General features: G+C 74.2%; 24 protein-coding genes. 9 read left to right on the top strand and 15 right to left on the bottom strand.

Annotation, left to right across the window (positions count from 1 at the left end):
• Positions 1-969, top strand: a 969-nt coding sequence (locus tag Q0840_RS05480; RefSeq protein ID WP_298457203.1) for an HNH endonuclease signature motif containing protein, incomplete at its 5' end; no start/stop codon positions are given.
• A 114-nt stretch (positions 970-1,083) separates the two neighbouring features.
• Here Q0840_RS05480 and map read toward each other — a convergent pair.
• Positions 1,084-1,860 (bottom strand): type I methionyl aminopeptidase, encoded by a 777-nt coding sequence (map, locus tag Q0840_RS05475; protein ID WP_298457200.1) that lies wholly within the window; start codon positions 1,858-1,860, stop codon positions 1,084-1,086.
• 62 nt (positions 1,861-1,922) lie between these two features.
• Here map and Q0840_RS05470 point away from each other — a divergent pair, with 62 nt between their 5' ends.
• A complete protein-coding gene (locus tag Q0840_RS05470; RefSeq protein ID WP_298457198.1) occupies positions 1,923-2,225 on the top strand; it encodes a helix-turn-helix domain-containing protein in 303 nt (100 codons plus the stop codon).
• 56 nt (positions 2,226-2,281) lie between these two features.
• On the opposite strand, the gene moaC is transcribed toward Q0840_RS05470, so the two are convergent.
• The 10 genes from moaC to Q0840_RS05420 all read right to left on the bottom strand — a co-directional run bounded on the left by moaC (position 2,282) and on the right by Q0840_RS05420 (position 13,914).
• The gene (moaC, locus tag Q0840_RS05465) at positions 2,282-2,749 is read right to left on the bottom strand and encodes a cyclic pyranopterin monophosphate synthase MoaC (protein ID WP_298457196.1); all 468 of its coding nucleotides are present in this window, start codon (positions 2,747-2,749) and stop codon (positions 2,282-2,284) included.
• On the bottom strand, positions 2,746-3,978 hold the full coding sequence (gene glp, locus Q0840_RS05460) for a gephyrin-like molybdotransferase Glp (protein ID WP_298457194.1): 1,233 nt from the start codon (positions 3,976-3,978) through the stop codon (positions 2,746-2,748). The genes moaC and glp overlap by 4 nt, the downstream gene beginning before the upstream one ends.
• A gap of 92 nt (positions 3,979-4,070) precedes the next feature.
• A complete protein-coding gene (locus tag Q0840_RS05455; RefSeq protein ID WP_298457192.1) occupies positions 4,071-5,303 on the bottom strand; it encodes a ThiF family adenylyltransferase in 1,233 nt (410 codons plus the stop codon).
• 100 nt (positions 5,304-5,403) lie between these two features.
• Complete coding sequence (locus Q0840_RS05450; protein WP_298457190.1) at positions 5,404-6,960, bottom strand: gluconokinase; 1,557 nt, start codon at positions 6,958-6,960, stop codon at positions 5,404-5,406.
• Between the two features lie 11 nt (positions 6,961-6,971).
• Positions 6,972-8,351, bottom strand: coding sequence for a GntP family permease (locus tag Q0840_RS05445; RefSeq protein ID WP_298457187.1), 1,380 nt, complete (start codon positions 8,349-8,351; stop codon positions 6,972-6,974).
• A 143-nt stretch (positions 8,352-8,494) separates the two neighbouring features.
• The gene (locus Q0840_RS05440; protein ID WP_298457185.1) at positions 8,495-9,436 is read right to left on the bottom strand and encodes a glycoside hydrolase family 68 protein; all 942 of its coding nucleotides are present in this window, start codon (positions 9,434-9,436) and stop codon (positions 8,495-8,497) included.
• A gap of 8 nt (positions 9,437-9,444) precedes the next feature.
• On the bottom strand, positions 9,445-10,278 hold the full coding sequence (locus tag Q0840_RS05435; RefSeq protein ID WP_298457258.1) for a carbohydrate ABC transporter permease: 834 nt from the start codon (positions 10,276-10,278) through the stop codon (positions 9,445-9,447).
• A 116-nt stretch (positions 10,279-10,394) separates the two neighbouring features.
• Positions 10,395-11,354 carry a carbohydrate ABC transporter permease gene (locus tag Q0840_RS05430; RefSeq protein WP_367183071.1) on the bottom strand — a complete coding sequence of 320 codons (960 nt, stop codon included), beginning with the start codon at positions 11,352-11,354 and terminating at the stop codon, positions 10,395-10,397.
• Between the two features lie 117 nt (positions 11,355-11,471).
• The gene (locus Q0840_RS05425) at positions 11,472-12,776 is read right to left on the bottom strand and encodes an extracellular solute-binding protein (protein ID WP_298457179.1); all 1,305 of its coding nucleotides are present in this window, start codon (positions 12,774-12,776) and stop codon (positions 11,472-11,474) included.
• A gap of 109 nt (positions 12,777-12,885) precedes the next feature.
• Positions 12,886-13,914: a LacI family DNA-binding transcriptional regulator gene (locus tag Q0840_RS05420; protein WP_298457176.1), complete on the bottom strand. Its 1,029-nt coding sequence runs from the start codon at positions 13,912-13,914 to the stop codon at positions 12,886-12,888.
• Positions 13,915-14,178: 264 nt separating this feature from the next.
• On the opposite strand from Q0840_RS05420, the gene larE reads away from it, so the two are divergent.
• Complete coding sequence (gene larE, locus Q0840_RS05415; RefSeq protein WP_298457173.1) at positions 14,179-15,030, top strand: ATP-dependent sacrificial sulfur transferase LarE; 852 nt, start codon at positions 14,179-14,181, stop codon at positions 15,028-15,030.
• The gene (larB, locus tag Q0840_RS05410) at positions 15,023-15,754 is read left to right on the top strand and encodes a nickel pincer cofactor biosynthesis protein LarB (protein ID WP_298457170.1); all 732 of its coding nucleotides are present in this window, start codon (positions 15,023-15,025) and stop codon (positions 15,752-15,754) included. The genes larE and larB overlap by 8 nt, the downstream gene beginning before the upstream one ends.
• Positions 15,755-15,816: 62 nt before the next feature.
• Here larB and larC read toward each other — a convergent pair whose 3' ends face one another.
• On the bottom strand, positions 15,817-17,091 hold the full coding sequence (larC, locus tag Q0840_RS05405) for a nickel pincer cofactor biosynthesis protein LarC (RefSeq protein WP_298457167.1): 1,275 nt from the start codon (positions 17,089-17,091) through the stop codon (positions 15,817-15,819).
• Positions 17,092-17,221: 130 nt separating this feature from the next.
• Between larC and Q0840_RS05400 the strand changes: the two genes are divergently transcribed.
• The 3 genes from Q0840_RS05400 to Q0840_RS05390 all read left to right on the top strand — a co-directional run bounded on the left by Q0840_RS05400 (position 17,222) and on the right by Q0840_RS05390 (position 20,550).
• Positions 17,222-18,250 carry a LacI family DNA-binding transcriptional regulator gene (locus Q0840_RS05400; protein ID WP_298457164.1) on the top strand — a complete coding sequence of 343 codons (1,029 nt, stop codon included), beginning with the start codon at positions 17,222-17,224 and terminating at the stop codon, positions 18,248-18,250.
• A 204-nt stretch (positions 18,251-18,454) separates the two neighbouring features.
• Positions 18,455-19,618 carry a Gfo/Idh/MocA family protein gene (locus Q0840_RS05395; protein WP_298457162.1) on the top strand — a complete coding sequence of 388 codons (1,164 nt, stop codon included), beginning with the start codon at positions 18,455-18,457 and terminating at the stop codon, positions 19,616-19,618.
• Positions 19,615-20,550 carry a sugar phosphate isomerase/epimerase gene (locus Q0840_RS05390; RefSeq protein ID WP_298457160.1) on the top strand — a complete coding sequence of 312 codons (936 nt, stop codon included), beginning with the start codon at positions 19,615-19,617 and terminating at the stop codon, positions 20,548-20,550. The genes Q0840_RS05395 and Q0840_RS05390 overlap by 4 nt, the downstream gene beginning before the upstream one ends.
• A 159-nt stretch (positions 20,551-20,709) precedes the next feature.
• Here the strand turns inward: Q0840_RS05390 and Q0840_RS05385 are convergent, their stop codons facing one another.
• Both Q0840_RS05385 and Q0840_RS05380 read right to left on the bottom strand, forming a co-directional pair.
• Positions 20,710-21,207 carry an HNH endonuclease signature motif containing protein gene (locus tag Q0840_RS05385; protein ID WP_298457157.1) on the bottom strand — a complete coding sequence of 166 codons (498 nt, stop codon included), beginning with the start codon at positions 21,205-21,207 and terminating at the stop codon, positions 20,710-20,712.
• A 294-nt stretch (positions 21,208-21,501) separates the two neighbouring features.
• Positions 21,502-23,208 (bottom strand): RecQ family ATP-dependent DNA helicase, encoded by a 1,707-nt coding sequence (locus tag Q0840_RS05380; RefSeq protein ID WP_298457155.1) that lies wholly within the window; start codon positions 23,206-23,208, stop codon positions 21,502-21,504.
• A gap of 240 nt (positions 23,209-23,448) precedes the next feature.
• On the opposite strand from Q0840_RS05380, the gene Q0840_RS05375 reads away from it, so the two are divergent.
• A complete protein-coding gene (locus Q0840_RS05375; protein ID WP_298457255.1) occupies positions 23,449-24,222 on the top strand; it encodes an SDR family oxidoreductase in 774 nt (257 codons plus the stop codon).
• Complete coding sequence (locus tag Q0840_RS05370) at positions 24,219-24,956, top strand: hypothetical protein (RefSeq protein ID WP_298457154.1); 738 nt, start codon at positions 24,219-24,221, stop codon at positions 24,954-24,956. Before Q0840_RS05375 ends, Q0840_RS05370 begins: the two co-directional genes overlap by 4 nt.
• 19 nt (positions 24,957-24,975) lie before the next feature.
• Here the strand turns inward: Q0840_RS05370 and Q0840_RS05365 are convergent, their stop codons facing one another.
• A complete protein-coding gene (locus tag Q0840_RS05365; protein ID WP_298457151.1) occupies positions 24,976-26,607 on the bottom strand; it encodes a PQQ-binding-like beta-propeller repeat protein in 1,632 nt (543 codons plus the stop codon).
• Between the last annotated feature and the right edge of the window lie 23 nt (positions 26,608-26,630).

Below are 26,630 nucleotides of genomic sequence, written 5' to 3'. Positions count from 1 at the left end.
CGGTTGTCGGTGGATGAGACGCGGGTGCTGGCCCGGCAGTGGGCCGCCTACGCCGACCCCGACGCCGACGACCGCGGGTACGTCGAGTCCGGCGACCGCGAACACCTCGAGCTCTCACGCATGGCTGACGGGTACCACCTGCAGGGGCAGCTCACGATCGAGCACGGCCAGACGTTGAAGGCCGCGTTGGCCGCGGTCACGCCGGTGCCGGCGGTCGACGACGACCGCACCCCCACCCAGCGCCGCGCCCACGCCCTCGCGGACCTGGCCGCGCTCACCCTGCACCGCGGACTGGTCGGGACCGGCCGGGCAGTGCGACCCCGGGTGACCGTGCTGGTCGACGAGCCGACCTTCCGCGCCCGCGCCGCCGCCGCACTGGCCCGACCCCCGCACGGCACGCCGCCCGCGCAGAAGCAGGGCACGTTGCTACTCGAGAAGGCTGCCCACGCCGACGGCCACGACACCGCTCCCAGCACCCCGCCGGCGGTGACCGCGGCGATGCTCACCGGTCAAACGGTCGCCGGTGGGCCGCAGTACGAGGACCGCACCCCCGTCCCCCGCGCGCTGCTGGACCGGATCGCGTGCGACAGCGAGATCAACCGCATCATCTTCGGACCCCACGCAGAGGTCCTGGACGTCGGACGCGCCGAACGCACCTTCACCCGACACCTACGCGCTGCGATCACCGCCCGCGACAAGCACTGCCAATACCCCACCTGCACCGCACCACCACCGGTGTGCGAAGCCCACCACGTCCAGCACTGGGCCCGCGACCACGGCGCCACCAAGGTCGACAACGGAATACTCCTGTGCACCTACCACCACAGCCTCATCCACCGCCGCGCAATACAGATCCACCGCCACGGAACGCGCTGGACATTCCACGACACCCACGGAACCCAGATCGAACCCGAACGCGACCGGAATGGGACACGGCGACCATTCGGACGCAGGACGACGAACGCATGACTGGGGGCGAGGTGTCGCGATGGGTCGGCACCGAGGTCGCGACTCGTCGGGACGATGTGCGGCACGGGCCACCCCGGCTGCGCGGGCCCACGCGCGCCGCGGCTCACCCCACGATCACGTCCGGTGCGGCAGCGTGAGGATCTCGGCACCGTCCTCGGTGATCGCCACCGTGTGCTCGCTGTGCGCGGTCCGGCAGCCGGTCGCACTGCGCAGCGTCCAGCCGTCCCGGTCGGTCACCAGGTCGGCCGTGTCCGCCATGACCCACGGCTCGAGCGCCAGCAGCAGGCCGGGACGCAGACGGTACCCGCGACCCGGCCGCCCGGTGTTCGGCACGTGCGGGTCCTGGTGCATCGTGGACCCGACGCCGTGACCGCCGAACTCGGTGTTGATGGGGTACCCGGCGCCGCTGAGCACCGACCCGATCGCGTGCGAGACGTCACCGATGCGGGCCCCCGGACCGGCCGCGGCGATCCCGGCCTCGAGCGCGCGCTCGGTCGCCCTGATCATCGCCACGCTGCCCGATGGCGCGACGTCCCCCACGGTGAAGCTGATCGCCGAGTCGGCGACGACCCCGCCGAGGGACACGGCCAGGTCGAGCGTCAGCAGGTCGCCGTCGGCCAGCGAGTAGTCGTACGGCCGCCCATGGAGCACGGCGTCGTTCACCGACGTGCAGATGTAGTGACCGAAGGGTCCCCGGCCGAACGACGGGGCGTAGTCGACGTAGCAGGACACCGCCCCCGCGTCGAGGATCATCTCGCGGGCCCACCGGTCGATGTTCCGGAGGTTCGTGCCCACCTCGCTGCGGCTCCTCAGCGTCTGCAGGATGTCGGCGACCAGCCGGCCCGTGGCCCTGGCGCGTGGCAGCTCCGTGGGAGCCAGGATCTCGATCATCGGACTTCTCTCGTAGCCAATAAGTATCCCGGCCATGTTATCCCGGTACTAGGGTCGGGGCCATGGTCCGGTTGCCGCTCAGCCCCGCAGAGGTCCACCGCGGCCAGCGCCTGGGCGCCCTGCTGCGACGCGCCCGCGGCGACCGCTCGATGCTGACCACCGCGCTCGACGCCGGGGTCTCCCCCGAGACGCTGCGCAAGATCGAGTCCGGTCGCGTCGCCACGCCCGCCTTCCCCACCATCGCCGCGATCGCCGGGGTCCTCGGGGTGTCGCTCGATGCCGTCTGGGCGGAGATCAACCAACCGGACGACACCGTCGAGCTCACGGCGTCGGGCCGCGACACCGCCGGGCGGCCGGCCTCGTAGGGCCGCCCGCGCCGGTCCCCGCCGGCACGGCCAGGCCGAGACGTCGGCGACCGCACTCAGTCCCGGGTCCAGTCCCCCGACTTCCCGCCCGACTTGGCCAGCAGCCGGACGTCGGCGATCGACGTGCCCTTGTCCATACCCTTGACCATGTCGACGACGGCCAGGGCCGCGACGCTGACAGCGGTGAGCGCCTCCATCTCCACGCCGGTCCGGTCCGCGGTGCGCACGGTGGCGGTGATCGCGACGCCGTCGTCGGCGACCTCCAGGTCCACGGTCACGCCGTGCACCCCGATCACGTGGGCCAGGGGCAGCAGCTCCGCGGTCCGCTTGGCGCCGCTGATGCCCGCGATACGGGCGACGGCGAGGACGTCACCCTTCGGCACGTCGCCGGCCCGCAGCGCGGCGACGACGTGCGGGGCGCACCGCACCGAGCCCGCCGCCGTGGCGGACCGGACGGTCGGCACCTTGGCGGTCACGTCGACCATGCGGGCGTGACCGGCGGCGTCGAGGTGGGTGAAGGTCATCGGTCGACTCGCATGACGCGGACCCTATCGCCGGGCCGGACCTCCTCGACGTCGGCGGGCACGACGGCGAGCGCCTGCGCGCGTGCGAGCCCGCCCACCAGGTGCGACCCCGAGCCGCCGCCCACCGCGCGGCGCACCCGGTCGCCGTCGGGACCGGCGTGGATCGTCACCGGCATGTACTGCTCGCGACCCGGGGGCGTGCGCCAGGCGTCGTCGACCACGGCCGACCCGGGCTCGGCGACAGCGGCCGCCAGCCCGCGCAGGCGCTGCAGCACCGGGCGCACGAACACGTGGAAGGACACGAACGCGCTGACCGGGTTGCCGGGCAGGGCGAGGACCGGTGTGCCGCCCGGCAGCCGGCCCAGACCCTGCGGCTTGCCGGGTTGCATCGCGACCGCGACGAACTCCATCCCCGCCTGCTCGGCAAGCACCTCCTTGACCACGTCGTACGCGCCCATGCTCACCCCGCCGGAGGAGACGACGGCGTCGACGCGGTCACCGTCGGGGGCGCCGTCCCAGGTCGACAGCAGGGACCGGAGCGTGGCGGCGTCGTCGGGCACGGCCCCCAGGCGGACGACGTCGCACCCGGCGGCACGCACGAGCGCGGCGAGCAGGAAGGAGTTGGAGTCCGGGATCTGCCCGCGCCGCAGCGGCTCCCCCGGGCCGACCAGCTCGCTGCCGGTCGACAGCACCGCCACGCGCGGCCGCCGGTGCACTGCGAGAGTCGCGCGGCCGACCGACGCGGCGGCCGACACCTGCGCGGCACCGAGCAGCGTCCCGGCGTCCAGCACGCCGTCCCCCGCGGCCAGGTCCTCGCCCACCCGGCGGATGTGGACGCCCGCCCGCGCCGACGAGCGGATCCGGACCTCGACCGTCCCGGCGTCGGTCGCCTCGACCGGGACGATCGCGTCCGCGCCGGGCGGCACCGGCGCACCCGTCATGATCCGCGCGGCCGCGCCGACGGTCACCTGCGGCTCGGCGTCGCTGCCGGCGGCCAGGTCGGCCAGCACCCGCAGCGTCACGGGCTGCTCGGGGCTGGCGTCGACGACGTCGTCTGCGCGTACCGCGTAGCCGTCCATCGCGGAGTTGTCCCACCGCGGCAGGGCAGTGGGCGCGCGGACGTCCTCGGCGAGGACGTACCCGTCGGCGTCCTCGAGGGCCACCCGGATCACGGGCAGCGGACGGACCAGCGCCAGTGCGGCCCTCTGGTGCTCGGGGACGGTGCGCACGCGGGACCTCCACACGGGTCGGGACGTCGGACGGACAGGCAGGGGCAATCGGGGGCGGGGGGCGGCGGGTCACGCCGCCGGGGGGTGGACGCTCAGTACGTGGGCAGGGACGGGTCGACGTCGGCCACCCACGCGAGCACGCCGCCGTCGACGTGCCGCACGTCGCGGTAGCCCGCACCCAGCAGCGCTCGGGCGGCCTGCTCGGAACGGACCCCGCTGCGGCAGTGCAGGACGAGCGGCACGTCGCGGGGCAGCTCCGCGCGCCCGTCCAGCACCGTGGCGAGCGGAGCCGGCACGGCCCCCGGGATGGCGACCACCGTCCGCTCGCCCGGCTCGCGCACGTCGACGAGCAGGAAGTCGTCCGCCCCGCGGCCCCGGGCGCCGAGCCGCTCGGCGAGCTCGCCCGCCGTGACGGTGGGCACCGGCGCGGGCGCCGGGCAGGACGCACCGTCCGACGAGGCGCCGTCCGACGACGCACCGTCCGACCGGGACACGTCGTCTGCTGCGCTCACCCCGTCCCCGTCGCCCACGTCCTGCCCCGCGGCCCACCGCTGCGGGTCACCGACGAGCGGGACCTGCGACCACCGGGCGGCCAACGCGTCCAGGACCAGCACGCGGCCCAGCAGCGGCTCACCGGTCCCGGTGATGAGCTTGACCGCCTCAGTCGCCATGACGGAGCCGACCTGACCGCACAGGGCACCGAGCACGCCGCCCTCGGCGCAGGAGGGGACGCTGCCCGGTGGAGGTGCGGCTGGGAACAGGTCGCGCAGCTGGACCGGCGCGACGCCGTCGGGCGGGCTGCCCCAGAACACCGACACCTGCGCGTCGAACCGGAACACCGAGCCCCACACCAGCGGCAGGCCGAGCCGGACGCATGCGTCGTTGACCGCGTACCGGGCGGGGAAGTTGTCCGTGCCGTCGATCACCAGGTCGTACCCGGCGAGCACCGCGTCGGCGTCGTCGGCCGTGATGCGCCCCCGGTGCACGACGACGTCCAGCGCCGGGTCCAGCGCGTGCACGGCGTCGCGCGCACTGTCGACCTTGGGACGGCCGACGTCGGCCGTGGTGTGCAGCACCTGGCGCTGGAGGTTGCTGAGCTCGACGACGTCGTCGTCGACGACGCCGATCCGGCCGATGCCGGCCGCGGCGAGGTAGGCGAGCACGGGAGCGCCCAGCCCACCGGCACCGATCACGCACACGCGGGCGGCGGCGAGCCGCCGTTGGCCCAGCTCCCCCAGCTGCGGGAGCAGCAGGTGACGCGACCAACGCTGCACCTGCGCGGGGGTCAACGGCGGGCCGGGCTCGACGAGCGGGGGCAGCGGCACCACGCCAGCGTAGACCGCGGACCGTCGCACGCCGGGCACCAGGCCCGGCCCGCCCGACCCGGGAGCCGCCCCACCCGGGAGCCGCCCGGCCCAGGCCCGCTCAGGCCGTCGTCGGCCCGTCCCCGTCCCCGATCTCCATCGGCAGCGACGGCGCCAGGCGCCGCAGCGACGTGAACGCGGGCACCATCGCGTCGTACAGCTCGCTGAACACCGGCAGCAGGGACGCGTACACGGCGGCCGCGGACGGCTGCGGGCGGACGGTGTACTCGATGTCCACCATGTCGGCCACGACGTCGATCGACTCGATCAGCCCGAGGGCCTCCATGCCCAGCAGCGCCGCACCGAACCCGGACCCCTCCTGGCCGTGCGCGAACTCGATCTCCATCCCCAGGGCGTCGGCCAGCATCTGGCGCCACAGCGGGCTCCGCATCACGCCCCCGGTGGCCCGCACCCGGGACACCTCCAGACCGGCCGCGCGCATCGAGCCCAGCACCAGCGCGAGCTGCAGGCACACGCCCTCCAGCGACGCCCGGATCAGGTGCTCGCGCCGGTGGCCGCGGGTCAGCCCGACGTACGCCCCACGCGGGAGCGAGCTCCAGTGCGGGGCCCGCTCGCTGAGCAGGTACGGAAGCATGAGCAGGCCGCCGGACCCCACCGGCGCCCGCGCCGCCAGGGCGAGCAGCTCCTCCTCCGCGCCGTCGCCCAGGTCGGGCGCGAGCGCGTCGCCGGCCCACCCCAGCACGACGCCGCCGTTGTTGATCGCCCCGCCCACGACCCAGCGGGTCGGGGTGAGCGCGTAGCAGAAGACGCCGCCCAGCGGGTCGACGGCCGGCTGCTCGACGGCGACCCGCAGGGCGCCGCTGGTCCCGATCGAGCAGGCCGCGACCCCGGGCCGGACCGCGCCGACGCCGAGGTTGGCGAGCGGGCCGTCGGACGCGCCGACCACCACGGGCGTCGTCGGCGGCAGGCCGGTCGCGCCGGCGCCATCGGGCGTCAGGCCCGGCAGGACGTGCGTGGTCGGCACCAGCTCGGGGAGCTGCTCGGGCAGGATGCCGGCCTCGGCGAGCGCCTCGCCGTCCCACTGGAGGGTGAACATGTTCATCAGTCCGGTGGCCGAGGCGATCGAGTGGTCGACCACCAGCGCACCGCACAGGCGCAGCAGCACGTACTCCTTGATGCCCACCCAGAATCCGACCCGCTCGCACAGCTTGGGCTCCTGCTCGTGGAACCACACGAGCTTGGGCAGCGGCGACATGGGGTGCAGCGGCGTCCCGGTCCGTCGGTGCAGGGCCAGACCGCCGGGTGCCGCACGCAGCCGCTGCGCCTGGACGCTCGAGCGCGTGTCCGCCCAGGTGACGACCTCGGTGAGCGGCTGCATGGTCGGCGACAGGCCGATCAGGCTGTGCATCGCGGCGCTGAAGGACAGCGCGGCGACCGGCCGCCCGTCGAGGTCGTCGACGACCCGGCGGACGGCCTCGAGCACCGCGGCGAGGATCTCCTGCGGGTCCTGCACCGCGTGCCCGGGGTGGGGCTCGTACAGCTCGTAGCCGGCGGAGTGCGAGGCCAGCAGATCCCCCGCGGTGTCGAACGCCACCGCCTTGGTGCTCGTGGTGCCGATGTCCACGCCGACGACGACCGGCCGCTGCTCCGTGCTCACGCGCGGCCCCCTCAGGCGACGACGAAGATGACGGAGACCAGGGCGAACGCCAGCACCGACTCCAGGGCCTGCTGGACCGTCCAGGTCTTCAGCGTGGTCTTGACGTCCATGTCCATGAGGCGGCCCACGAGCCAGAACCCGGAGTCGTTGACGTGGCTGGCGAACACGGAGCCGGCCGCTGTGGCGAGGACGATGCACGCGATCTGCAGCCCGGTGTAGTCCCCGGCCGCGACCGCGGGAGCCATCAGGCCGGCCGCCGTGACGAGGGCGACCGTCGCCGAGCCCTGCGCGAGCCGCAGCACCACCGCGATGACGTACGCCGCGACGATGACCGGCAGGCCGATGGACTCCAGCGACGTCGACAGGGCGTCGCCGATCCCCGAGGACCGCAGCACGCCGCCGAACATCCCGCCGGCGCCCGTGATGAGGATGACGGACGCGACCGGCCCGATCGAGGAGTCCAGGACCTTCTCCAGCGCGGACCCGGACTCACCCCGCCGCGTGCCGAGCACGATCGCGGCGACGAGCACCGAGATGAGCAGGGCCACGCCCGAGGTGCCGATCAACGTCAGCGCCTGCACCCACGTCGCCTCGCCGTCGACCGCTCCCGCGGTCTCGGCGGCGTCCAGCCCCGTGTTCATGAAGATCAGGACGAGCGGGAGCAGCAGCACTGCCACGACCGTGCCGACGGACGGCGGGTTGTGCGGCTGGTCCTCGTCGATGGAGCCGAACAGGCTGGGGACCCGCAGCGGGTACGCCTTGCCCACGCGCTTGCCCCACAGGTAACCGGACACGTACCAGACCGGCAGCGCCAGGACGATGCCGACCAGCAGCACCAGACCCAGGTTCGCGTCGTACAGCTCGGTGGCGGCGACCGGCCCGGGGTGCGGCGGGACGAAGACGTGCATCACCGAGAAGGCGGCCGCGGCGGGGATCCCGTACAGCAGGACGTTGTCGCCGCCCAGGCGACGGGCGACAGCGAAGATGATCGGGAGCATGACGATCAGCCCGGCGTCGAAGAAGATCGGGAAGCCGAGCAGCAGGGAGGCCAGGCCGAGCGCGAACGAGGCCCGCTTCTCACCGAACACCGAGACGAGCTTCTCGGCCATCACCCGGGCGCCACCGCTGTGCTCGACCAGCTTGCCGAGCATCGCACCGAGGCCGATGAGCAGGGCGACCGACCCGAGCGTCCCCCCGAACCCCGAGATGAGGGTCGGGAAGATCAGCCCGAGCGGGATGCCGGTGGCCAGCGCCGTCAGGAGCGAGACCACGATGAGGGTGAGGAACGCGTGCAGCTTGAACCTGATGACCAGCACCAGGATGAGCGCGATCGCGGCAGCCGCGATCGCCAGCAGGGGCCCGGCCCCGAGTGTCTGGGTGAAGTCGTCCACGGAGGTCTCCGTCGTGTCGTGGGGCCGCGCCGGCGCGGTGGCTCGGTCGGGCGGGGGTGACCGCCCGCCACCCGACCGCTCGCCACCGTGAGACTGTCACGTCCGGGTGGTCCGCGTCCGCGCCCGCGCCCGGCGTGGCGCGCTCAGCGCTGCAACCTCAGCGTGCGCCCGTCGCGCCCGACCGGCAGCGGGTCCGCGATCTCGCCCACGAACCGGCCGTCCTCGGTGTCCCGGAACCCGAGCAGCGCCCAGCGTCCCGGCTGCTCCTCCACGAGCCGGGCGGCGTACAGGCTGGCGTGGTCGAACGGCGTCGCGGCGTCGAGGTCCCACGGACCCGTGAGCGACTCGCCCGGCGCCACCCACACGCCGCCGCGGGCCCAGCCGGCGCGACGGTCCGGCGCCATCCGGTCCGGCCAGCACGAGAACACCAGGACCGGCAGTCCGTCCACGACCACGGCCTGCGGGACCTCGAGCTGGCCGAAGCCCGCCGGGACGCTGAGCGGCGGCTGCACCGCCCACGCGTCCAGGTCCGGGCTGGTCGCGTGACCGATCACGCTGCGGCCGGCGGGATCGCCGTCGGGCACCCGGGCGGTGAGCAGCATGTGCCAGCCGGCGCCGTCGGGGTCGGCGAACACGAACGGGTCGCGCCATGCCTCGTCGATCCACGCCGTGGTGTCCAGCTTCTCGTACCACCGCGGGTCGGCCTCCAGCAGCGGGCCGTCGCCGACCCGGTGCCAGGTGGTCAGGTCGTCCGACCGCGCCATCCCGACCCGCTGGACGAGCCCGCCCTCGGCCCGCCCCACCCCGGTGTAGAACATCCGCCAGGAGCCGTCCGGCGCACGCACCACGGATCCGGTCCAGGTCGCCTGGTCGTCCCAGGCGGGGCTGTCCGCGGCGACCAGCGCATCGGGCAGCAGCTCCCAGGTGCGCAGGTCCGTCGACCGCGCGTGGCCCACCGACGCCCGCAGGTGGCGACGGTCGGGATCGTGCAGCGCGCGCGAGGCGCGCAGGAAGAACAGGTGGTGATGGGTGCCGTCGTGAGCTCCCCAGCTGTCCCAGACCCAGTGGTCGGCAAGCCTCAACATGTGGTCCCCTAACCCTTGACGCCGCTCGAGGCGATGCTGCTGACGAAGGCCCGCTGGAAGGCCAGGAACATGACCAGCACCGGCAGCGTGATGAGCGAGGTGTAGGCCATGACCTCTCCCCAGGCGGGATTGACCTGGAAGAAGTACTGCATCCCGACCATCACCGGCCGCAGGTCTTCCTGCTGGACCACCATGAGCGGCCACAGGTACTGGTTCCAGGCCGGCAGGAAGGTCAGGATCGCGACGGTGGCGAACGCCGGTCCGGACAGCGGGACGATGATCCGCCGGTAGATGGTGAACCAGCCCGCACCGTCGATCCGGGCCGCCTCGTCGAACGACCGCGGGATCGTGGAGAAGTACTGCGTGAACAGGAAGATCGAGAACGCGTTCGCGATGAACGGCACGATCTGCACGTGGTAGGAGTTCAGCCAGCCGAAGTCGTACATCGGCAGGCCGTTCTCGAGCACGACCGTCGGCAGCTTCGAGACCCAGTAGACCATCGGGATCGCGATGGTCTCGAAGGGCACGATGAGGGTCGCGATGATCATCGTCAGGACCACCTTGCGGCCGGTCCACTCCAGCCGTGACAGGGCGAACCCGGCCATGCTGTTGACGACCAGGCCGAGCCCGACGATCAGGGTCGTGACGAGCACGGAGTTGAGCACGAACCGGACGACCGGCACCCGGTCGAAGACGTCGACGTAGTTCTGCCCGCTGATGTCGCCCACCGGCAGGAACGCCTGCGGCGACCCGATGTCGCTGAGGATCTGCGCGTCCGGCTTGAGGCTCGAGACGAACATGAACACCAGCGGGAACAGGAAGAACAGGGCGAGCAGCACCATGGGCACGTAGCCCACGAGCAGCCGGCGGCGCCGACGGGTCGCGGCCGCGTCGGCGTCGCCACCGTGCCTGCGCTCGCGGGCCGCACCCTGCCGGGCGGCGATGGACGTGGACATGGTCAGTCCTTCTCTCGGGTCAGGAAGCGCTGGACCAGTGCGATCACGAGCACGATGACGAAGAAGATGAGCGAGATCGCGGCGCCGTAGCCGGTCTCCTGCTCGCGGTAGCCCTTGCGCACCGCGTGGAAGACCAGGGTCGTGGTGGCGTTGCGGGGACCGCCCTGCGTCATGACGTCGATCTGCACGAACAGGCCCAGGGCGGCGATGGTGATGGTCACGAGGATGAACACCATGGTCGAGCGCAGGCCGGGCCAGGTGACGTCCTTGAACTGCTGCCAGGCGTTGGCGCCGTCCATCCGCGCGGCCTCGTAGAGCTCCTCCGGGATCGTCTGCAGCCCGGAGAGCCAGATGATCATGTGGAAGCCGACGGCCTGCCAGATCGAGAGCACGATGATCGCCCCGAGCGCGGTGCTGGGGTTGCCGAGCCAGTCCGTGCCCTGGAACGCCCCGAAGGTCAGCGTGTCGATCATCGAGTTGATGAGGCCGTCTCCCTGGTACATGAAGTCCCAGAGGATGGAGATCACCACGATCGACGTGACGACCGGGACGAAGAAGATGACCCGGAACCAGGTCACCCCGCGCAGCTTCTGGTTGACCAGGATCGCCATGAACAGCGCCAGGGCGGCCTGCACCGGCACGACGACGGCGGCGAACACGAAGGTGTTGATGAACGACCGCACGAACGTGGGGTCGCTGGTGAACGCGCGCACGAAGTTGTCCAGCCCGACGAACCGGGGCGGGTTGGGCGAGATCAGCCGCGCGTTGGTGAAGGACAGCCCGAATGCGAGCAGCACCGGGATGACCAGGAACAGCACGAGCAGGAAGGCCGCTGGCGCGACCATGGCGTAGGCGGAGCGGGAGCCGCCGCGGGCGGCGGCGGCACCGCGCCGCCTCCGGCGGGACGGCGGCGGGCTGCCCGGCAGCGACTGCGGGGCGACCTGCTGGGTGGGAATGGCCATCGTGCACATCCGTTCCGGCGGCCGGGCCGCGCCGGGCCCGGGCAGACGTCGTCCGGCCGCAGCCGCACGCCGTCCGCGCCGGGGGTGTCGCCGCCCGGCCACCGCTCGAGACGTCGGCTAGAAGCCGTACCCGTCGTTGGACTGGATGTTGGTGTCGATCTCCTGGACGGCGTCGTCCAGCGTCGACTGGACGTCCGCGCCGTTCATGATGTCCTTCGCGGCGCGCTCGAAGACGCTCGAGATCACCGGGTAGGCGGGCGTCGGGGGCCGCTCGACCGCGAACTCCTGGGAGAGCTCGACGAACGGCTGCAGCGGGTCGCCCTCGCCGAACATCTCGGACAGCTCCTCGGCCTCGGCCGTCGCGGGGATGACCACCTGGTTGTCGGCGAACTGCGCGATGTACTCGGGCTTGAAGCTGAACTCCAGGTACTCCCGGGCGCCGTCGGCCGCGTCGCACGAGTCGGAGATCCCCCACTGCCACGACGCGCCGCCGATCTTGGGGCCCTCGCCGAAGTCCGGCGGCGGGAGGATCAGCAGGTCGTCCCCGACCGCGTCGAGGGAGTCCATCGCGTTCCACACGCCGGTGTAGCTGAGCGCCACCTCGTCGTTGTTGAACTCCTCGTTGCCGATGGTCCCGGAGTCGCTCGCCAGGCCGCGCTCGAACAGGCTCTGGAACCAGTCGAAGAACTCCACCGCCTCCGGGCCGTTGAGCGCGCCGTCGGCGGTGAGGAAGGTGTCCCGGTCGATGAGGTCGCCACCGGCGCTCTGCAGCATGGGCGAGTACGCGTAGGGCCACCACTCACCGGTGTCCTCGGCGCCGATGTCGAGCGGCGTCGCGTAGCCGGCGTCCTGCAGGGTGACCAGGGCGGCGTCGAACTCGTCGACCGTCCACGGCTCGTCGACGGTCGGGACGCGGATGCCGTTCTCGGTGAGCACGGACTCGCGGGCGAACACGGACAGCGCGGCGTCCCAGTAGCCGGCCGAGTACACCTCGTCCTGGTAGCGGCCCACCGCGGTCGGCAGCAGGCTGTCGATGATCTCGTCGGAGATGCCGAGCGGCTGGATGTACCCGGCCCAGGCCCAGTTGGGGACGATCGGACCGTCCATGTCGAGCAGGCACGGCAGGTCACCGGCCGCCGCCCCGGCGACGATCGCGTCGTTGTACGCGCCCTGCGGGAACGACTCCATGACGACCTCGTACTGGTCCTGCGAGGCGTTGAAGTCGGCGATGATCTGCTCGTAGACGGCGAGCTCGGCCTCGTTGCCGGCCGAGTGCGTCCACATGGTGAGCTCGGTGGTGCCGTCACCGCCGGCGTCACCGCCCCCGCCGTCGTCGTTCTGACCGGCCTGACCACAGGCTGCGAGCACCGTCGCGGAGGCGGCGGCCATCGCTAGCATGGTGAGGGAGGACTTGCGGCTCATCGTGATTCCTCTCGTGGAGGCCCGACTGGCAGGTCGGGCCTTCGGGTTGGTGGGCGTCTGTCGACGCCCGTCTGCTGTGTCAGTCCCCGTCGTCGGTCGGCGTGTCGTGTCAGGCCGGCGGCGGGGCGACGGAGTCCCGGCGGACGAGCGGGCAGGGCATCAGCACCACGTCGTCGTCCGCGGGAGGGTCACGGAGGCCCAGCAGGGTCTCCATCGCCCAGCGACCCATCGCGTAGTGGGGCAGGGCGACCGTGGTGAGCGGTGGGTCGAGGGCTGCGGCGACGAGATCCTGGTCGTCGAAGCCCACGATCGAGAGGTCCCGGGGGATCTCGAGCCCGCGATGGCGCGCGGCGCGGTAGGCGCCCATCGCCACGCGGTCGTTGAAGCAGAACAGCGCGGTGGGGCGGTGGCCCCGGGGCAGGTCGAGCAGGACACCGGCGGCCTGCGCCCCGCCGGCTGCGGTCGCCACCGGCACCCGGACCACCAGCTGCGGGTCCGGCTCGATCCCGGCCCCCCGGAGCACCTCGCAGTACCCCTCCCAGCGCAGCCGGGACGCGATGGGCCGGGGGTGATCGTCGGAGGCGAGGTAGCCGATCTGGCGGTGCCCCTGCTCGACGAGCTCGCGGACCGCCGCCACCGCACCCCCGTGGTCGTCCGGGACGACCGCGGGAAACCCGCCCGCGGACGGGCGCGCGTCCAGGAACACCGTCCCGGCGGGCAGACCCGCCGGCGGCTCGACCACCTGGTGCCACATGCACGCGTACACCAGGCCGTCGACCTGGTGGGCGAGCAGGGCGTCGATCGATGCACGCTCGACGGCGGGATCAGAGCCGGTGTTGACGAGGAAGAGCAGGAACCCGCGCTCGCGGGCGACGTCCTGGGCCGCCTCGATCATGCGGACCGCGTACGGGGTGGTGGCGATCTGGTCCGACACGAGGCCGATGGTGTGGGTGCGGCGGGTGCGCAGCCCCCGGGCGAGCGAGTTCGGTGCGTAGCCGATCTCCGCGGCGACGCGGTGCACCCGTTCCCGCGTGGCCGCCGGGATGCGCGCCTGGGTCTTGCCGCTCAGGACGAGGGAGACGGTCGCCGTGGAGACGCCCGCCTCCCGTGCCACGTCCTTGATGCCGACCCGCGCCATCGCGACTCCCGAGAGCTTGGTAAACCGTTTGAGCAGGGTTCGATCGTGGCGCGGATCACACGACGGTGTCAACGGTCGTGATGCAACCGTGTCCCGCGGCGGGGCAGCGCGGACCCGCGCGGCCGCCGCGGCTTGCCTTCCGGGTCCATCGGGGTTGGACTGCGACCACGACCGACGACCACCCGCAGGGAGAAGTGAGCGAGCAGTGAGCGAGCAGTGACGCAGGCAGCGAGCAGCACCGGCAGCGCAGACACCGGGCCTCCCGTGCCCGGTCCGGAGCCGGCGGACGGTGGCTCGGTCGACGCCGTCGTCGACGCGCTACGTCGCGCCGTCCCCGACGGGCGCGTGGGCGTCGCGTTCTCCGGCGGCGTCGACTCCTCCGTGCTGCTCGCGCTCGCGGTCCGCGCGCTGGGGGCCGCCCGGGTGGTCGCCGTCCTCGGCGTGTCACCCAGCCTGGCTCAGGACGAGCGGGCGGCGGCGCACGACGTGGCCCGCGCCGTGGGGGCGCCCGTGGTCGAGGTCCGCACGCTCGAGGGCGACAACCCCGACTACCGGCGCAACGGGCCCGACCGCTGCTACTTCTGCAAGGACGAGCTGTTCGCGACCATCGGCCGCGACGTGGTCCGGGCGCACGGCCTCACCGCGGTGGCCTACGGCGAGAACGCCGACGACGCGCGCCGCCCGGACCGCCCGGGGTCGCGCGCCGCGAGCGAGCACGCGGTGCTGCGCCCGCTGGCCGACGCCGGGATGGACAAGGCAGCGGTGCGCCGGGTCGCCCGCGCGCTCGGGGTGCCCTCCGCGGACAAGCCGGCCTCACCGTGCCTGGCCTCGCGCATCCCGCACCACCAGGAGGTCACCCCCGAGAAGCTCGCCCAGGTCGAGGTCGCCGAGGCGGAGCTGCGACGACTGGGGCTGGGCGACCTGCGGGTGCGCCACCACGGCGACGTGGCCCGGCTGGAGGTGACGGCCGACCAGATCGCCACCGTGGTGGCCGAGCCGCTGCGCGGGGAGGTGCTGCGGGCGGTGCGGGCCGCGGGCTTCCGGTTCGTCGCGGTGGACCTGGGCGGCATCCAGTCCGGCGCCTTCACGCTGCCGCTGGTGACGGCGCGTGGCTGACGGCTGGGCCCCGCCCGAGTCGCTGGCCGAGTACGCGACGCTGGACCACGACCGGTCGGCACGACGTGGCTTCGCCGAGGCCGTGCTGTGCGAGAGCAAGACCGTCGACCAGGTCGCCGGGATCGCGCGCGACATCGCGGGCCGCGGGACACGCACGCTGTTCACGCGGGTCCCGCCCGAGCAGGTCGACGCGCTGCTGGGTGAGCTGCCGGGAGCGGCCCACGACCGGGACGCGCGTGTCGTGGCCTGGCCCGGTGAGCCGCCCCCGCCGACCGGGGGTCTGGTCGTGGTCGTCGCGGCCGGCACGTCCGACCTGCCGGTCGCGCGCGAGGCCGCGGTCACCGCGCGCCATCTCGGCCGCCCGTGCCGGACGGTCGTCGACGTGGGCGTCGCCGGGCTGCACCGGGTGCTGGGGCAGCTCGACCTGCTCCGCTCCGCACGCGCGATCGTGGTGGTGGCCGGGATGGACGGCGCGCTGCCGGGCGTCGTCGCCGGGCTGGTGCCTGCTCCGGTCGTGGCCGTGCCGACGTCGGTCGGCTACGGCGCCTCCTTCGGCGGGATCGCCGCGCTGCTGACGATGCTCAACGCGTGCGCTCCGGGCGTCGCGGTCGTGAACATCGACAACGGGTACGGCGCCGGGCACCTGGCGGCGCAGATCGCCGCACCGGTGGGTGCCGACGGTGGCCCGGCTGGTGGCACGGCGGGCAGGACAGCCGGGTCCTGACCGCGGCCTACCCCCTTGTGGCCCCGGCACCCGGTCGTGGGGACGACCCCGGGCCTGCGACGTCAGTCTGCACCGTCGTCCGACCCCGGCACCGGCCAGGTGCCGCCCACCACGAGCCCCGCGTGGGCGGCCCCGGCGTGCGCGGCGGACAGCACCTGGCGCACCGGCAGACCGGTGGCGGCGGCGACGGCACGGACGTCGTCGTACTCCGGCATGGCCTGCCGGATGCGGCCGGCCCGGTGCCCGACCTTGACGCGGACGTCGCCGTGGGGCGTCGTCACGTGCACCCAGGCACGCGGCAGGACGTCGCGGCGTACCGCCGTCGAGCGCACACCCAGCGTCGTGGTGTGCTGCAGCACCAGGTCGCCGAGGGGCGCCACGAGATGCGGCTCGGCGAGCACGTGCAGGGTGTGGGCCGGGCGTCCCTTCTTCATGAGGACCGGCGTGAGCCAGGCGTCCGCCGCCCCGGCGGCGAGCAGCGTCGCGACGACGTCGGGCCACAGGCGGGGGTCGAGATCGTCGACGTTGGCCTCGAGCAGGACGTGCTCCTGCGTGCCCCACACGCCCGCGGCCGACCCCGCGGCGTCGTCGGCGATCTTCCGGTCGGAGGGCGATGACGGCGTACCGACGGCGATCCGCACGACGTTCGCCCGTCCGGGCACGTCGCGCGTGCCCGCGCCCACACCGATGCGCTCGACCCGCATCGGCGGCAGGGCCGACGACCGCTCGGCCAGGCCCGTGACGAGCGCGAGGCCCGTCGGCGTCGCGAGCTCGCCGCCGCCGCCGGCCAGCACGTCCCACCCGCGCGACAGCGCCAGCACCGCCGGCGGCGGGACCGGCAGCACGCCGTGGTGGGCGGTGATCGTCCCCGAGCCGAGCGCGACCGGGGACACCAGGGAGGTGGTGACCCCGAGCGCGTGCACCCCCGCGCACGTGCCGACGACGTCCGCGATGGCGTCCAGCGCGCCCACCTCGTGGAAGTGGACGTCCTCGGGCCGGACGCCGTGCACCTGCCCCTCGGCCTCGGCGAGCCGGGCGAACACCTCGAGCGCGGCCGTGCGGACGGGCTCGTCGAGGTCCGCGGCGTGCAGCGCGGCGCGGATGGTGGTCCAGGTCCGGTGCGGCGGGTCGTCGACGAGCACGTCGACATCGACCTTGGTCGCGTGCAGGCCGGCCCGGGTCACGTCGGTGCTGCGCAGCCGGACCGAGCCCGGGACCACCGCCTCGACCGCGGCCTGCAGGGTGGTCAGGGGGACGCCGGCGTCCACGAGCGCACCGAGCAGCATGTCCCCGGCGACCCCGGCCGACGCGTCGATCCACATGAGCCCGGCAGTCATCGTGCGCCCTCCTCGTCCGTGAGCACCGGCGGCGCTCCCCCGCCGGGACGGTCCCCGGGCGTCCCGAGGGTACCGGCGACGACGGACCGAACCGCACCGGCTGGGAAGCCTTTTCCACTAGCCTGAGCGCATGGCAGGACCCGTCACCCTGAGCCAGGTCGCCCGCGAGGCCGGTGTGTCGCTCGCGACCGCATCCCGTGCGATCAACGGCAGTGCGAACCGCACGGTGCGCGACGACCTGCGCGAGCGCGTCCTGGCGACCGCCGAGCGGCTGCGGTACTTCCCCGACGCGAACGCCCAGGCGATGGCGCGTGGGCAGACGACGTCGATCGGCCTGATCGTCCACGACATCGCCGACCCCTACTTCTCGTCCATCGCGGCGGGCGTGTCGCTCGCGGCGGAGCGTGCCGGCCTCGCGGTCACCCTCGCCAGCACGCAGCACACGGCCTCACGCGAGCCGCGGTTCGTCGAGGTGCTCACCCGCCAGCGGGCGCGCGCGATCATCATCGTCGGCGGGCGCCTGGACGACCCCGAGGCCAACGACCGCATGCGCAGCTCGCTGGTGGACTTCCGGCGTTCCGGCGGCTCGGTCGCCCTGGTGGGTCAGCCCCTGCTCGACGTCGACTCCGTCGTCATCGCGAACAGCCAGGGCGCCGCCGCGCTGGCCCGGGCGCTGCACGGGCGCGGGTACCGCCGGTTCGCGGTGCTCGGCGGGCCTGCCAAGCACCTGACCGCGCGGGACCGGCGCACGGGCTTCGCCGGCGCCCTGGAGGAGCTGGGGACGCCGATCGACCCGGCGCTGGTCGTCGAGTGCGACTTCACCCGGGACGGCGGCTACGAGGGGATGCGCGCACTGTTCGCGGGGTCGCCGGACGTCGATGTCGTGTTCGCGGTCAACGACGTCATGGCGGTCGGCGCGATCGCCGCAGCGCGGGCCCTGCGCATCTCGGTGCCCGGTGACGTCGGGATCGCAGGCTTCGACGACATCGTCACCCTGCGTGACATCACGCCCGCGCTCTCGACCGTGCGCATCCCGCTGGTCGACGTCGGCGTCACCGCCACGGAGCTCGCGCTCGCCCCGCCGGCGGCGGACCCGCGACAGGTGCACGTCGAGGGCACCGTGGTGCTGCGCGAGTCGACGCCGGAGCGCGTGGTCTGACGGTCGCACTGCCCCGCGGCGGGCGATGCGCCCTGCGGGTGGGGACGTGCCCGGCACCGGGACCGGGTCGCGATGCTTGACGGCGGCGACCTCGTATCCGTAGGCTCGGGAAAGCGCATTCCTCGACGGAGAGAACTCGGCCGGCCCGGTCCGCCCTCCGTCGGGACGCCTCACCAGTGCCGGTCAACGTTTCGGAGACACACCATGGCCTCGACAGTCCTTCGCATCGCGATGAACGGGATCACCGGTCGGATGGGCTACCGCCAGCACCTGCTGCGGTCGATCGTCCCGATCCGCGAGGCCGGCGGCGTCGAGCTGCCGGACGGCACCCGGGTGCAGGTCGAGCCGATCCTCGTGGGGCGCAACGAGGCCAAGATCCGCGAGATCGCCGCGCAGCACGGCATCGAGCACTGGACCACCGACGCGGACGCCGTCATCGCCGACCCGACGGTCGACATCTACTTCGACGCCCAGGTCACCTCCCGCCGCGCGGCGGCGCTGACCGCGGCGATGAAGGCCGGCAAGCACATCTACACCGAGAAGCCGACCGCCGAGACGCTGGACGAGGCCGTCGAGCTCGCCCGGCTCGCCCGCGACGCGGGCATCACGGCCGGCGTCGTGCACGACAAGCTCTACCTGCCGGGGCTGGTCAAGCTGCGCCGCCTGGTGGACGAGGGCTTCTTCGGGCGGATCCTGTCGCTGCGCGGCGAGTTCGGCTACTGGGTGTTCGAGGGCGACATCCAGCCCGCCCAGCGGCCCAGCTGGAACTACCGCAAGGAAGACGGCGGCGGCATGACGGTCGACATGTTCTGCCACTGGAACTACGTGCTCGAGGGCATCCTCGGGGACGTCAGGTCCGTCGTCGCGAAGACCGCGACCCACATCCCCACTCGCTGGGACGAGCAGGGCAACGCCTACGACGCCACCGCCGACGACGCGTCGTACGGGATCTTCGAGGTCGAGACGCCCGCCGGTGACCCGGTGGTCGCGCAGATCAACTCCTCGTGGGCGGTGCGGGTGTACCGCGACGAGCTCGTCGAGTTCCAGGTGGACGGCACGCACGGGTCGGCGGTGGCGGGGCTCAACAAGTGCGTGGCGCAGCAGCGCGCGCACACCCCGAAGCCGGTGTGGAACCCCGACCTGCCGGTGACCGAGTCGTTCCGCGACCAGTGGCTCGAGGTGCCGGCGAACGGCGACCTCGACAACGGCTTCAAGCTGCAGTGGGAGGAGTTCCTGCGCGACGTCGTCGCCGGCCGCGAGCACCGGTTCGGCCTGCTGTCGGCCGCTCGTGGCGTCCAGCTCGCCGAGCGCGGGCTGCAGTCGTCCGCCGAGGGTCGCCGGATCGAGATCCCCGAGATCTCCCTGTGAGTGCCGGCGCGATCATCGAGGCGTTCTCCCCCGCCGGTCACGGCGCCCACGACGACGTCTCCCGGCTGTCGCTGAACACCGCGACGACCAAGTCGTGGACGCTCGCCGAGGCCGTCGACGGCGCGGTCCGGGCCGGGCTCGGGGCGATCGGCCTCTGGCGTGACCGCGTCGCCGAGGCCGGGCTCGCCGAGGCGGCGGCGCGCGTCGCCGACGCCGGGCTCCGGGTGTCGTCGCTGTGCCGGGGCGGCTTCCTCACCGCGGCCGACGAGTCCGGGCGCGCCGCCGCGCTCGCGGACAACCGCGCCGCCGTGGTCGAGGCGGCGACCCTCGGCACCTCGGAGCTGATCATGGTGGTCGGCGGCCTGCCGGCAGCCAGCGCACCCGGTGGGCCCGCGCTGCCCGACGGCGACCGCGACCTCGTGGCGGCGCGCGGACGCGTCGCCGACCGGATCGCGGACCTCGTGCCGTTCGCCCAGGAGCACGGCGTCCGGCTCGTGCTCGAGCCGCTGCACCCCATGTTCGCCGCCGACCGTGCCGTGATCTCGACGCTCGGACAGGCGCTCGACCTCGCCGAGCCGTTCCCGGCCCAGGCCGTCGGCGTGGTCGTCGACACCTACCACGTGTGGTGGGACCCGGAGCTCGAGTCGCAGATCGCCCGCGCCGGGTCCGACGAGCGGATCGCCTCCTACCAGGTGTGCGACTGGAACCTGCCGCTCGCCGCCGACCCGCTGCTCTCGCGGGGGTACATGGGCGACGGGTACGTCGACTTCGGCGCGATCGGGCGCTGGGTCACCGCCGCCGGGTACACCGGCGACGTCGAGGTGGAGATCTTCAACCAGAGCATCTGGGACACCCAGGGCGACGAGGTGCTGGCGATCGTCAAGGAGCGGTACCTGCGGCACGTGCTGCCCGGTCTGGTGGCGCACGGCTGAGCTGCCGGGCGGACCTGGTGGGGGCTGAGCTGGTCTGCGCTGTCGGGCGGAGGCGTCGAGGTGGTGGCCGGACTCGGCGGATCCGGCGACCGTCCCTCGTCGCACTCCGTAGCTGCTCACACCCGCTGGTCGCATGCTCCGCGGGCTCGTCGGCCGCAGTCATCGAGCCCGCTCACCCGCGCGAGGCGCCCGCGGCGTCCGCACCTCGCTGTCGCTGGTGATCTGGCTGCCACGTCTGTCGACGAAGAGCCAGCGGTTCCTATGGCGCGCGATGGTGGTGTCTCGGCGGCGGGTGAGGTCACGGTGGTGCCGGCACAGCAGTATTCCGTTGTCGGTGCTGGTGGCGCCGTGGTCACGAGCCCAGGGCTGAGGGTGGTGGCCCTCGCACAGGACGGGTGGGGCGGTGCACCCGGGGTAGCGGCAGTGTTCGTCGCGGGCGATGATCGCGGCGCGCAGGTGGTGGGTGGAGGTGCCTCGAGAACGTCCGACGTCGAGGATCTCGGATGCGGGGCCGAAGATGACGCGGTTGATCTCGCTGTCGCAGATGAACCGGTCCAGCAGGGCCCGTGGGACCGGGGTGGCGTCGTCGAACTGGGGCCCGCAGATCGGTGACTGACCGGTCGGCGATGCCGCCGTAGGGCTCGCGTCGATGGCCACCGCGCGGGCGTGCGCTGGTTGGGGTGGTGTGCCGCTGATCAGGCCGCCGGCCGTCCCCTACGGGCAGCGTCCGCCGCCGGTCGCCGGACCTGCTGGCGCGACCGGCGCGACCACCGTTCGGTGTGCCGCTTCCCGTGCTGCTCCCCGTGCCGCGGGCGGTGTCGGTGTCGGACGTGCTGGTGTCCGTGGCGGTGAGGACGGTGTCGGGGACCAGGACGGTGATGCGGGGCCGGACGGGGCGCGGTACCCGCGGTCGTCCGGGTCCGGGTCGGCCGCCGCCGCGCCCCGCGCCGCTCACTCCTCGGCCGGCACCAGCAGTCCCGCGTCCAGCGCGATGGTGGTGTCGAGCGTGACGTAGCCGCGGTCCTCGAACAGCACGGTCACGCGCTCGGCCTCCACGACCGAGACGGTGCCCGGCCCCCACTCGCGGTGCTCCACGGTCTGCCCGGCGCGCAGCGGCGCGTCGTCGACGTCATGGCTCGTGCCCGCGTCACAGCTGTCGCACAGCCCGCACCGCTCGGGCCGGTCCTCGCCGAGCAGCTCGAGCAGCAGGCGCCGGCGGCAGTCGCTCGTGTCGGCGTACGTCCGTACGAGCTCGACCCGCGACCTGTCCATCGCGTGCGCGTGCTCGCGCGCCTCGGCGACCGCGTGCAGCACCGCCGTGACCGGACGCTGACGCCCCTCGCGGTGCTCCGGCTGCAGGACGCCGTCGTGCTCCTCGACCGCGCCGGTGCTGACGAGCGCCCCCAGCGCGCGGGACAGTGACCGCGCCGAGATGCCGGTGCGCTCGGCGAGGTCCTCCCGCGTCCCCGGCCGGTCCCGCGCCGCCTCCAGCACGGTGCGCAGCGTCGCCGGACGAGAGCCACCGCCCGAGCGCAGGTAGTGGTTCAAACCGAAGTCGTCCGGCCGGTAGAACAGCACGGCGAGCGACGGCTCCCCGTCCCGTCCGGCCCGGCCGACCTCCTGGTAGTACGCGTCCAACGACGTCGGCGGGCCGGCGTGCAGGACGAACCGCACGTCCGGGCGGTCGACCCCCATCCCGAAGGCGCTGGTCGCCACCACGAGGTCGGCGTCGCCCTGCAGGAAGCGGTCCTCCGCGTCCTCGCGGGCCTTGCGCGCCAGGCCCGCGTGGTACGTCACCGCGGGACGTCCGGCTCGCGCCAGCGCCTCGGCGAGCTCCTCGACGTGCCGGTGCGTGCGCGCGTAGACGATCCCCGCCCCCGCGGTCGCCACCGCGGCCTCCACCACCGCCGCGTCGCGCTCCTCCGGCGAGGCCGACGCCCGCGCCCCGAGCCAGATGTTGGGCCGGTCGGCATCGTGCACGAGGACACGCGGCGACCTCATCGCGAGCCGGTCGACGACCTCCTGCCGCACCTGGGCGGACGCCGTCGCGGTGACCGCCAGCACCCGGGGACCGCCGAGTCGCTCGACCGCCGCACCGACGTGCAGGTAGTCCGGGCGGAAGTCGTGGCCCCACTCGCTCACGCAGTGCGCCTCGTCCACCACGACCAGACCGACCGTCGCCTCGGCGAGCGTCTCGACCACCGTCGGCCGGACCAGCTGCTCCGGGCCGAGCAGCAGCACGTCCAGCCGCCCGTCGACGGCGTCCTGCAGCGCCTCGCGCTGCCGGCGCGGGGTGAGCGCCGAGCTCACCGCCGCCGCGCGCAGCCCGTCCTCCTCGAGCGCCGCGACCTGGTCGCGCTGCAGCGCGAGGAGCGGAGAGACGACCACCGTGAGCCGGTCGGACGTCAGCGTCGCGACCGCGTACACCGCCGTCTTGCCGGCACCGGACCGCGCCACGAGCAGCGTGTCGGAGTCGGTGAGCCCGCTCAGCGCGTCGACCTGCGCCTCGCGCAGCGCGCTGCCCGCACCGAGCACGGTCCGCACCGCCTGGTCGAGCTCGAGCGGCCGGCGCGTCGGCGTCGTCGTCCCGCCCGTCGTCCCGCCCGTCGTCCCGCCCGTCGTCCCGCCCGTCGCCGCAGCGGTCGCCGTCGTCGTCATCATTCCTCCTGCTCGTCAGCGGCGCCCTCCGCGGCCGACCGGGCAACGCAACACCGGCCCCCCGGCGGCCGCAACCGCTCCCGCGGCTCCGTCCGGTTGCGGGGGTGGGGCACCCCGCCCACCGTGAGGGACATCACCCGCTCGAGCAGGAGGACCACCGTGACCGACGCCAGCGCACCGCGGGACGGCGCGAGCCCCGACCCCACCCGGCCGCCGGCCGCCCGCGAGCCCCACCGCGTCGTGGTCACCGGCGCCGACTCCGGGATCGGTCGGGCGTGCGCGGTGGCGCTGGCCGCCCCCGGACGCCGGGTCGGCATCACCTGGCACGCCGACGAGGCCGGCGCCGAGGCGATCGCCGCGCAGGTCCGCGCGCTCGGCGCCGAGGCGCACGTCCGGCACCTGGACCTCACCGACCCGCCGTCCGGCACGCGCGTGGTGGACGATCTCGCCGCGACGACGGGCGGGCCGGACACCCTGGAGATGTCGTCGGGGACCGGCTCGTCGACCCCGCTGCTCGACATGGACGACGAGACCTGGCGCGAGGTCGTGTCGGTCGACCTGGACGGCGCATTCTGCTGCCTGCAGGCGGGCGCGCGGCACATGGTGCAGGGCGGCGGTGGCCGGGTCGCGGCGATCACGAGCGTGCACGAGCACGCCCCCCGGGTGGGCGCCGCGCCGTACTGCGCGGCCAAGGGCGGACTGGGCCTGCTGGTCAGGACGGCGGCGCTCGAGCTCGCCGACCACGGCATCACCGTCAACGCCGTGGCTCCCGGCGAGATCGCGACCCCCATGACCGGCCAGACGGACGAGTCCGTGCTGGTCGACAAGGACCGCCCCGGCATCCCGGTGGCCCGCCCCGGGGAGGCCCGCGAGGTCGCCGCCGTGGTCCCGTTCCTGTGCTCGGGCGCAGCCGGCTACGTCACCGGGGCCTCCTGGCCCGTCGACGGCGGCATGCTCACCATGGGGCCGATGGCCGGGTCGCACCTGACGTCGCACGACTGGCGCCGCCCGTGACCCCCGGCCCGACCGCGCGGCTGGCGGGCCTGGCCGCGGCCGCCGCAGGTGGCGTCGTGCTGGGCACCGGCATCGCGGCGGTGTCCGCGCTGCGCCAGGACCGTCCGATGCACGCCGTCGGCCGGACGTACCACGCCGTCGTGCGCTGGAGCGGGACCGGGGAGCCGTCCGGAGTCCCGTGGCTCGACGCGCCCCGGGAGCGGCCGGCGCTGGTCCGGTTCTCCCGAGGCGCGGGGCTGCCCGCGTGGGCGCCGGACGTGCAGGGCGTCGCGGTGCGGGTCGTGGAGGACGACGGCGGTCGCACCGACGTGCTGCTCAGCTCGACCGGGCTGCGGGGCGCGGCGCGCTACGGGCTCGTCCCCCGCCGGTCGCCGTTCTCTGGACCGTCGAGCACCCTCATGCCGTTCCGGGGGCCGCGCGGCCCGCTGGTCCTCGCGGTGCAGCCGGCAGCGGCCTCGGCACGCCCGCTGCCGGCCGGCTCGTCCGGGCGGCGGGACGCGGCCACGGCGCTGCCCGGGTCCTCCTGGACGCTGCTGTGGTCCGGCACCACCGGTCCGTGGCGGCCGTTCGCGGTGCTGGACGTGCTGACCGACGCGGGGAGCGACACCGACCGCGGGACCCGGTTCCACCCGATCGGGGCGAGCCCGCCCGGCCTGCCGTCGTACCGGTGGGCCGCCGCCCTGCGCGCTCCTGCCTACCGCGCGGCCCGCCTGCTGGGCCGGCCCGCCGGGTGACCGGTGCCCCGGCGTCCGCTCACGCCGGCGCCGGGCCGAACGCCACCAGGCCGTCCTCGGTGAGCCCGAGGAGCCGGTGGTCGAGGACGATGAGCTGCTCCAGGCCGTCGGCCACGGGTGAGCTCCAGCGCAGTCGACCGTCGTCGAGCCCCCGCGCGGCCAGCACCGTGCGCCGGTCGGCGTCCACCTCCGTCCGCAGCACCAGCCGGCCGTCCGTGTACAGCCCGTAGAGCGACCACGTCGGCACGTCGGCCTGCCAGATGGTCGTCCCCGTGGCCGCGTCCATGGACCGCAGCAGGCCTTCCTCGACCCGCAGCACCCGGCCGTCGATCACCAGCGTGCCGCCGGTGTCGTCGCCGGGCACCGCCCACACGACGTCGCCCGACCCGAGGCGCTGCGCCATGAGCCCCTGGCCGCGCGACCCCTGCACGAGCACGAGGTCGCCGCTCGAGCCGTCATCGGTCCACGGGCGCAGCGGGAACCCGTCGGTGGTGAACGCGCGCCCGGTCGACAGCTCGACCACGTCGGTCCGGCCGATCAGGTCGCGCAGCGGACGCAGCATCACCGCGCCGCGCTGCACGTCCGCCCACGCCGCCGCGGCGGGGCGCCTGGGCTCCCACGCGTGCACGACCTCGCCGTCGCCGGTCAGCACCCAGCCCTCCGCACCGGGGACCACCACGAGCCCGTCGTCGACGAGCACCGGGCTGTACTCGCGGCCGAGGATCCGCGGGTCGGTGTGGAACGTCCACCGCGTGTGCTCGCCGGTCGGGTCGGTGCGGGCCACGCGCAGGCGGCCGTCGGCGAGCGTCTCCTTCACGACGATGTCGGTGCCGAGCGCGTCGATGCTGATCGAGGGGTCCACCGTGCGCTCGGCGAGCACCGTGCCGTCGGCCACGTCGAGCACCAGCAGCCGAGCCGCCCGTGGCTCGATCCGCGACAGGTCGCGCGGGGAGGGACCGAGCTCGTCGACGCTGTGGCACACCACGACGCGCTCGTCCTCGCGGACGCCGACCCCCGCGTCGGGGACCACGCACGTCGCCCTGCCTCCCGTCGTGGCTCCCGTCGGGACCAGCGTCGTGCGCCAGCGCGTCCGGCCCGTGGCGGCATCCAGCGCGGCGACGGCGACGTCCTGCGAGCGCTCCCGGGGCGCCGTCACGCCGACGACCAGGCCGGCGACCGCGGTCAGGCTCGCGCGGACCCCGTCGTCGCTGCGCCACAGCTCGACCAGTGGCGCCGTCACCGGCGCGATCACGCCGGGCACGTCGGCGAGCGCGGTCAGCCGGGCGGTCTCCTGCCGCTCGGAGGCGACCGACGCGGTCCCGACCGCGACGGCGGCCACCACCGCCGCCGCCGCGAGCAGACGCCGTCGCCGGGGCGGCCCGGCCGACCACGGTCCGCGCGCGGCACCCGAACCGCCGGCTCGACCCGCGGCACCGTCGGAGGCGGCCGCACCCGACGCGTCCGGCGCCGCGTCGTGCGGCGTGCCCGCCGACCGCCGGGCGGACCACGCGCCGACCGGCCGGGGCTGCCGGGACTGACGGGACTGCCGGGACTGACGGGACGGCGAGGGCGGCCCGGGGACGAGCGCGGCGTCGTCCGCGTCGACCTCGACCAGGTCGACGGGCTGCATCTCGGGGCTGCGCGCTCCCATGCCCGGACCTTACTGGCCTCGCG

The organism is uncultured Cellulomonas sp., from assembly GCF_947494015.1.
Classification (GTDB): domain Bacteria; phylum Actinomycetota; class Actinomycetes; order Actinomycetales; family Cellulomonadaceae; genus Pengzhenrongella.
Note: the sequence above shows the minus strand (reverse complement) of the source record. Positions and strands in the feature narration are given on the sequence as shown.

What these genes read in the sequence shown, in the direction of transcription:
- map (WP_298457200.1), bottom strand. Translation starts at nt 1,860, where the DNA reads ATGATCGAGATCCTGGCTCCCACGGAGCTGCCACGCGCCAGGGCCACG.
- Q0840_RS05430 (WP_367183071.1), bottom strand. Translation starts at nt 11,354, where the DNA reads ATGGCCATTCCCACCCAGCAGGTCGCCCCGCAGTCGCTGCCGGGCAGC.
- Q0840_RS05365 (WP_298457151.1), bottom strand. Translation starts at nt 26,607, where the DNA reads ATGGGAGCGCGCAGCCCCGAGATGCAGCCCGTCGACCTGGTCGAGGTC.
- Q0840_RS05420 (WP_298457176.1), bottom strand. Translation starts at nt 13,914, where the DNA reads ATGGCGCGGGTCGGCATCAAGGACGTGGCACGGGAGGCGGGCGTCTCC.
- Q0840_RS05470 (WP_298457198.1), top strand. Translation starts at nt 1,923, where the DNA reads ATGGTCCGGTTGCCGCTCAGCCCCGCAGAGGTCCACCGCGGCCAGCGC.
- moaC (WP_298457196.1), bottom strand. Translation starts at nt 2,749, where the DNA reads ATGACCTTCACCCACCTCGACGCCGCCGGTCACGCCCGCATGGTCGAC.
- larC (WP_298457167.1), bottom strand. Translation starts at nt 17,091, where the DNA reads ATGACTGCCGGGCTCATGTGGATCGACGCGTCGGCCGGGGTCGCCGGG.
- Q0840_RS05435 (WP_298457258.1), bottom strand. Translation starts at nt 10,278, where the DNA reads ATGGTGCTGCTCGCCCTGTTCTTCCTGTTCCCGCTGGTGTTCATGTTC.
- Q0840_RS05400 (WP_298457164.1), top strand. Translation starts at nt 17,222, where the DNA reads ATGGCAGGACCCGTCACCCTGAGCCAGGTCGCCCGCGAGGCCGGTGTG.
- Q0840_RS05395 (WP_298457162.1), top strand. Translation starts at nt 18,455, where the DNA reads ATGGCCTCGACAGTCCTTCGCATCGCGATGAACGGGATCACCGGTCGG.
- Q0840_RS05440 (WP_298457185.1), bottom strand. Translation starts at nt 9,436, where the DNA reads ATGTTGAGGCTTGCCGACCACTGGGTCTGGGACAGCTGGGGAGCTCAC.
- Q0840_RS05425 (WP_298457179.1), bottom strand. Translation starts at nt 12,776, where the DNA reads ATGAGCCGCAAGTCCTCCCTCACCATGCTAGCGATGGCCGCCGCCTCC.
- Q0840_RS05380 (WP_298457155.1), bottom strand. Translation starts at nt 23,208, where the DNA reads ATGACGACGACGGCGACCGCTGCGGCGACGGGCGGGACGACGGGCGGG.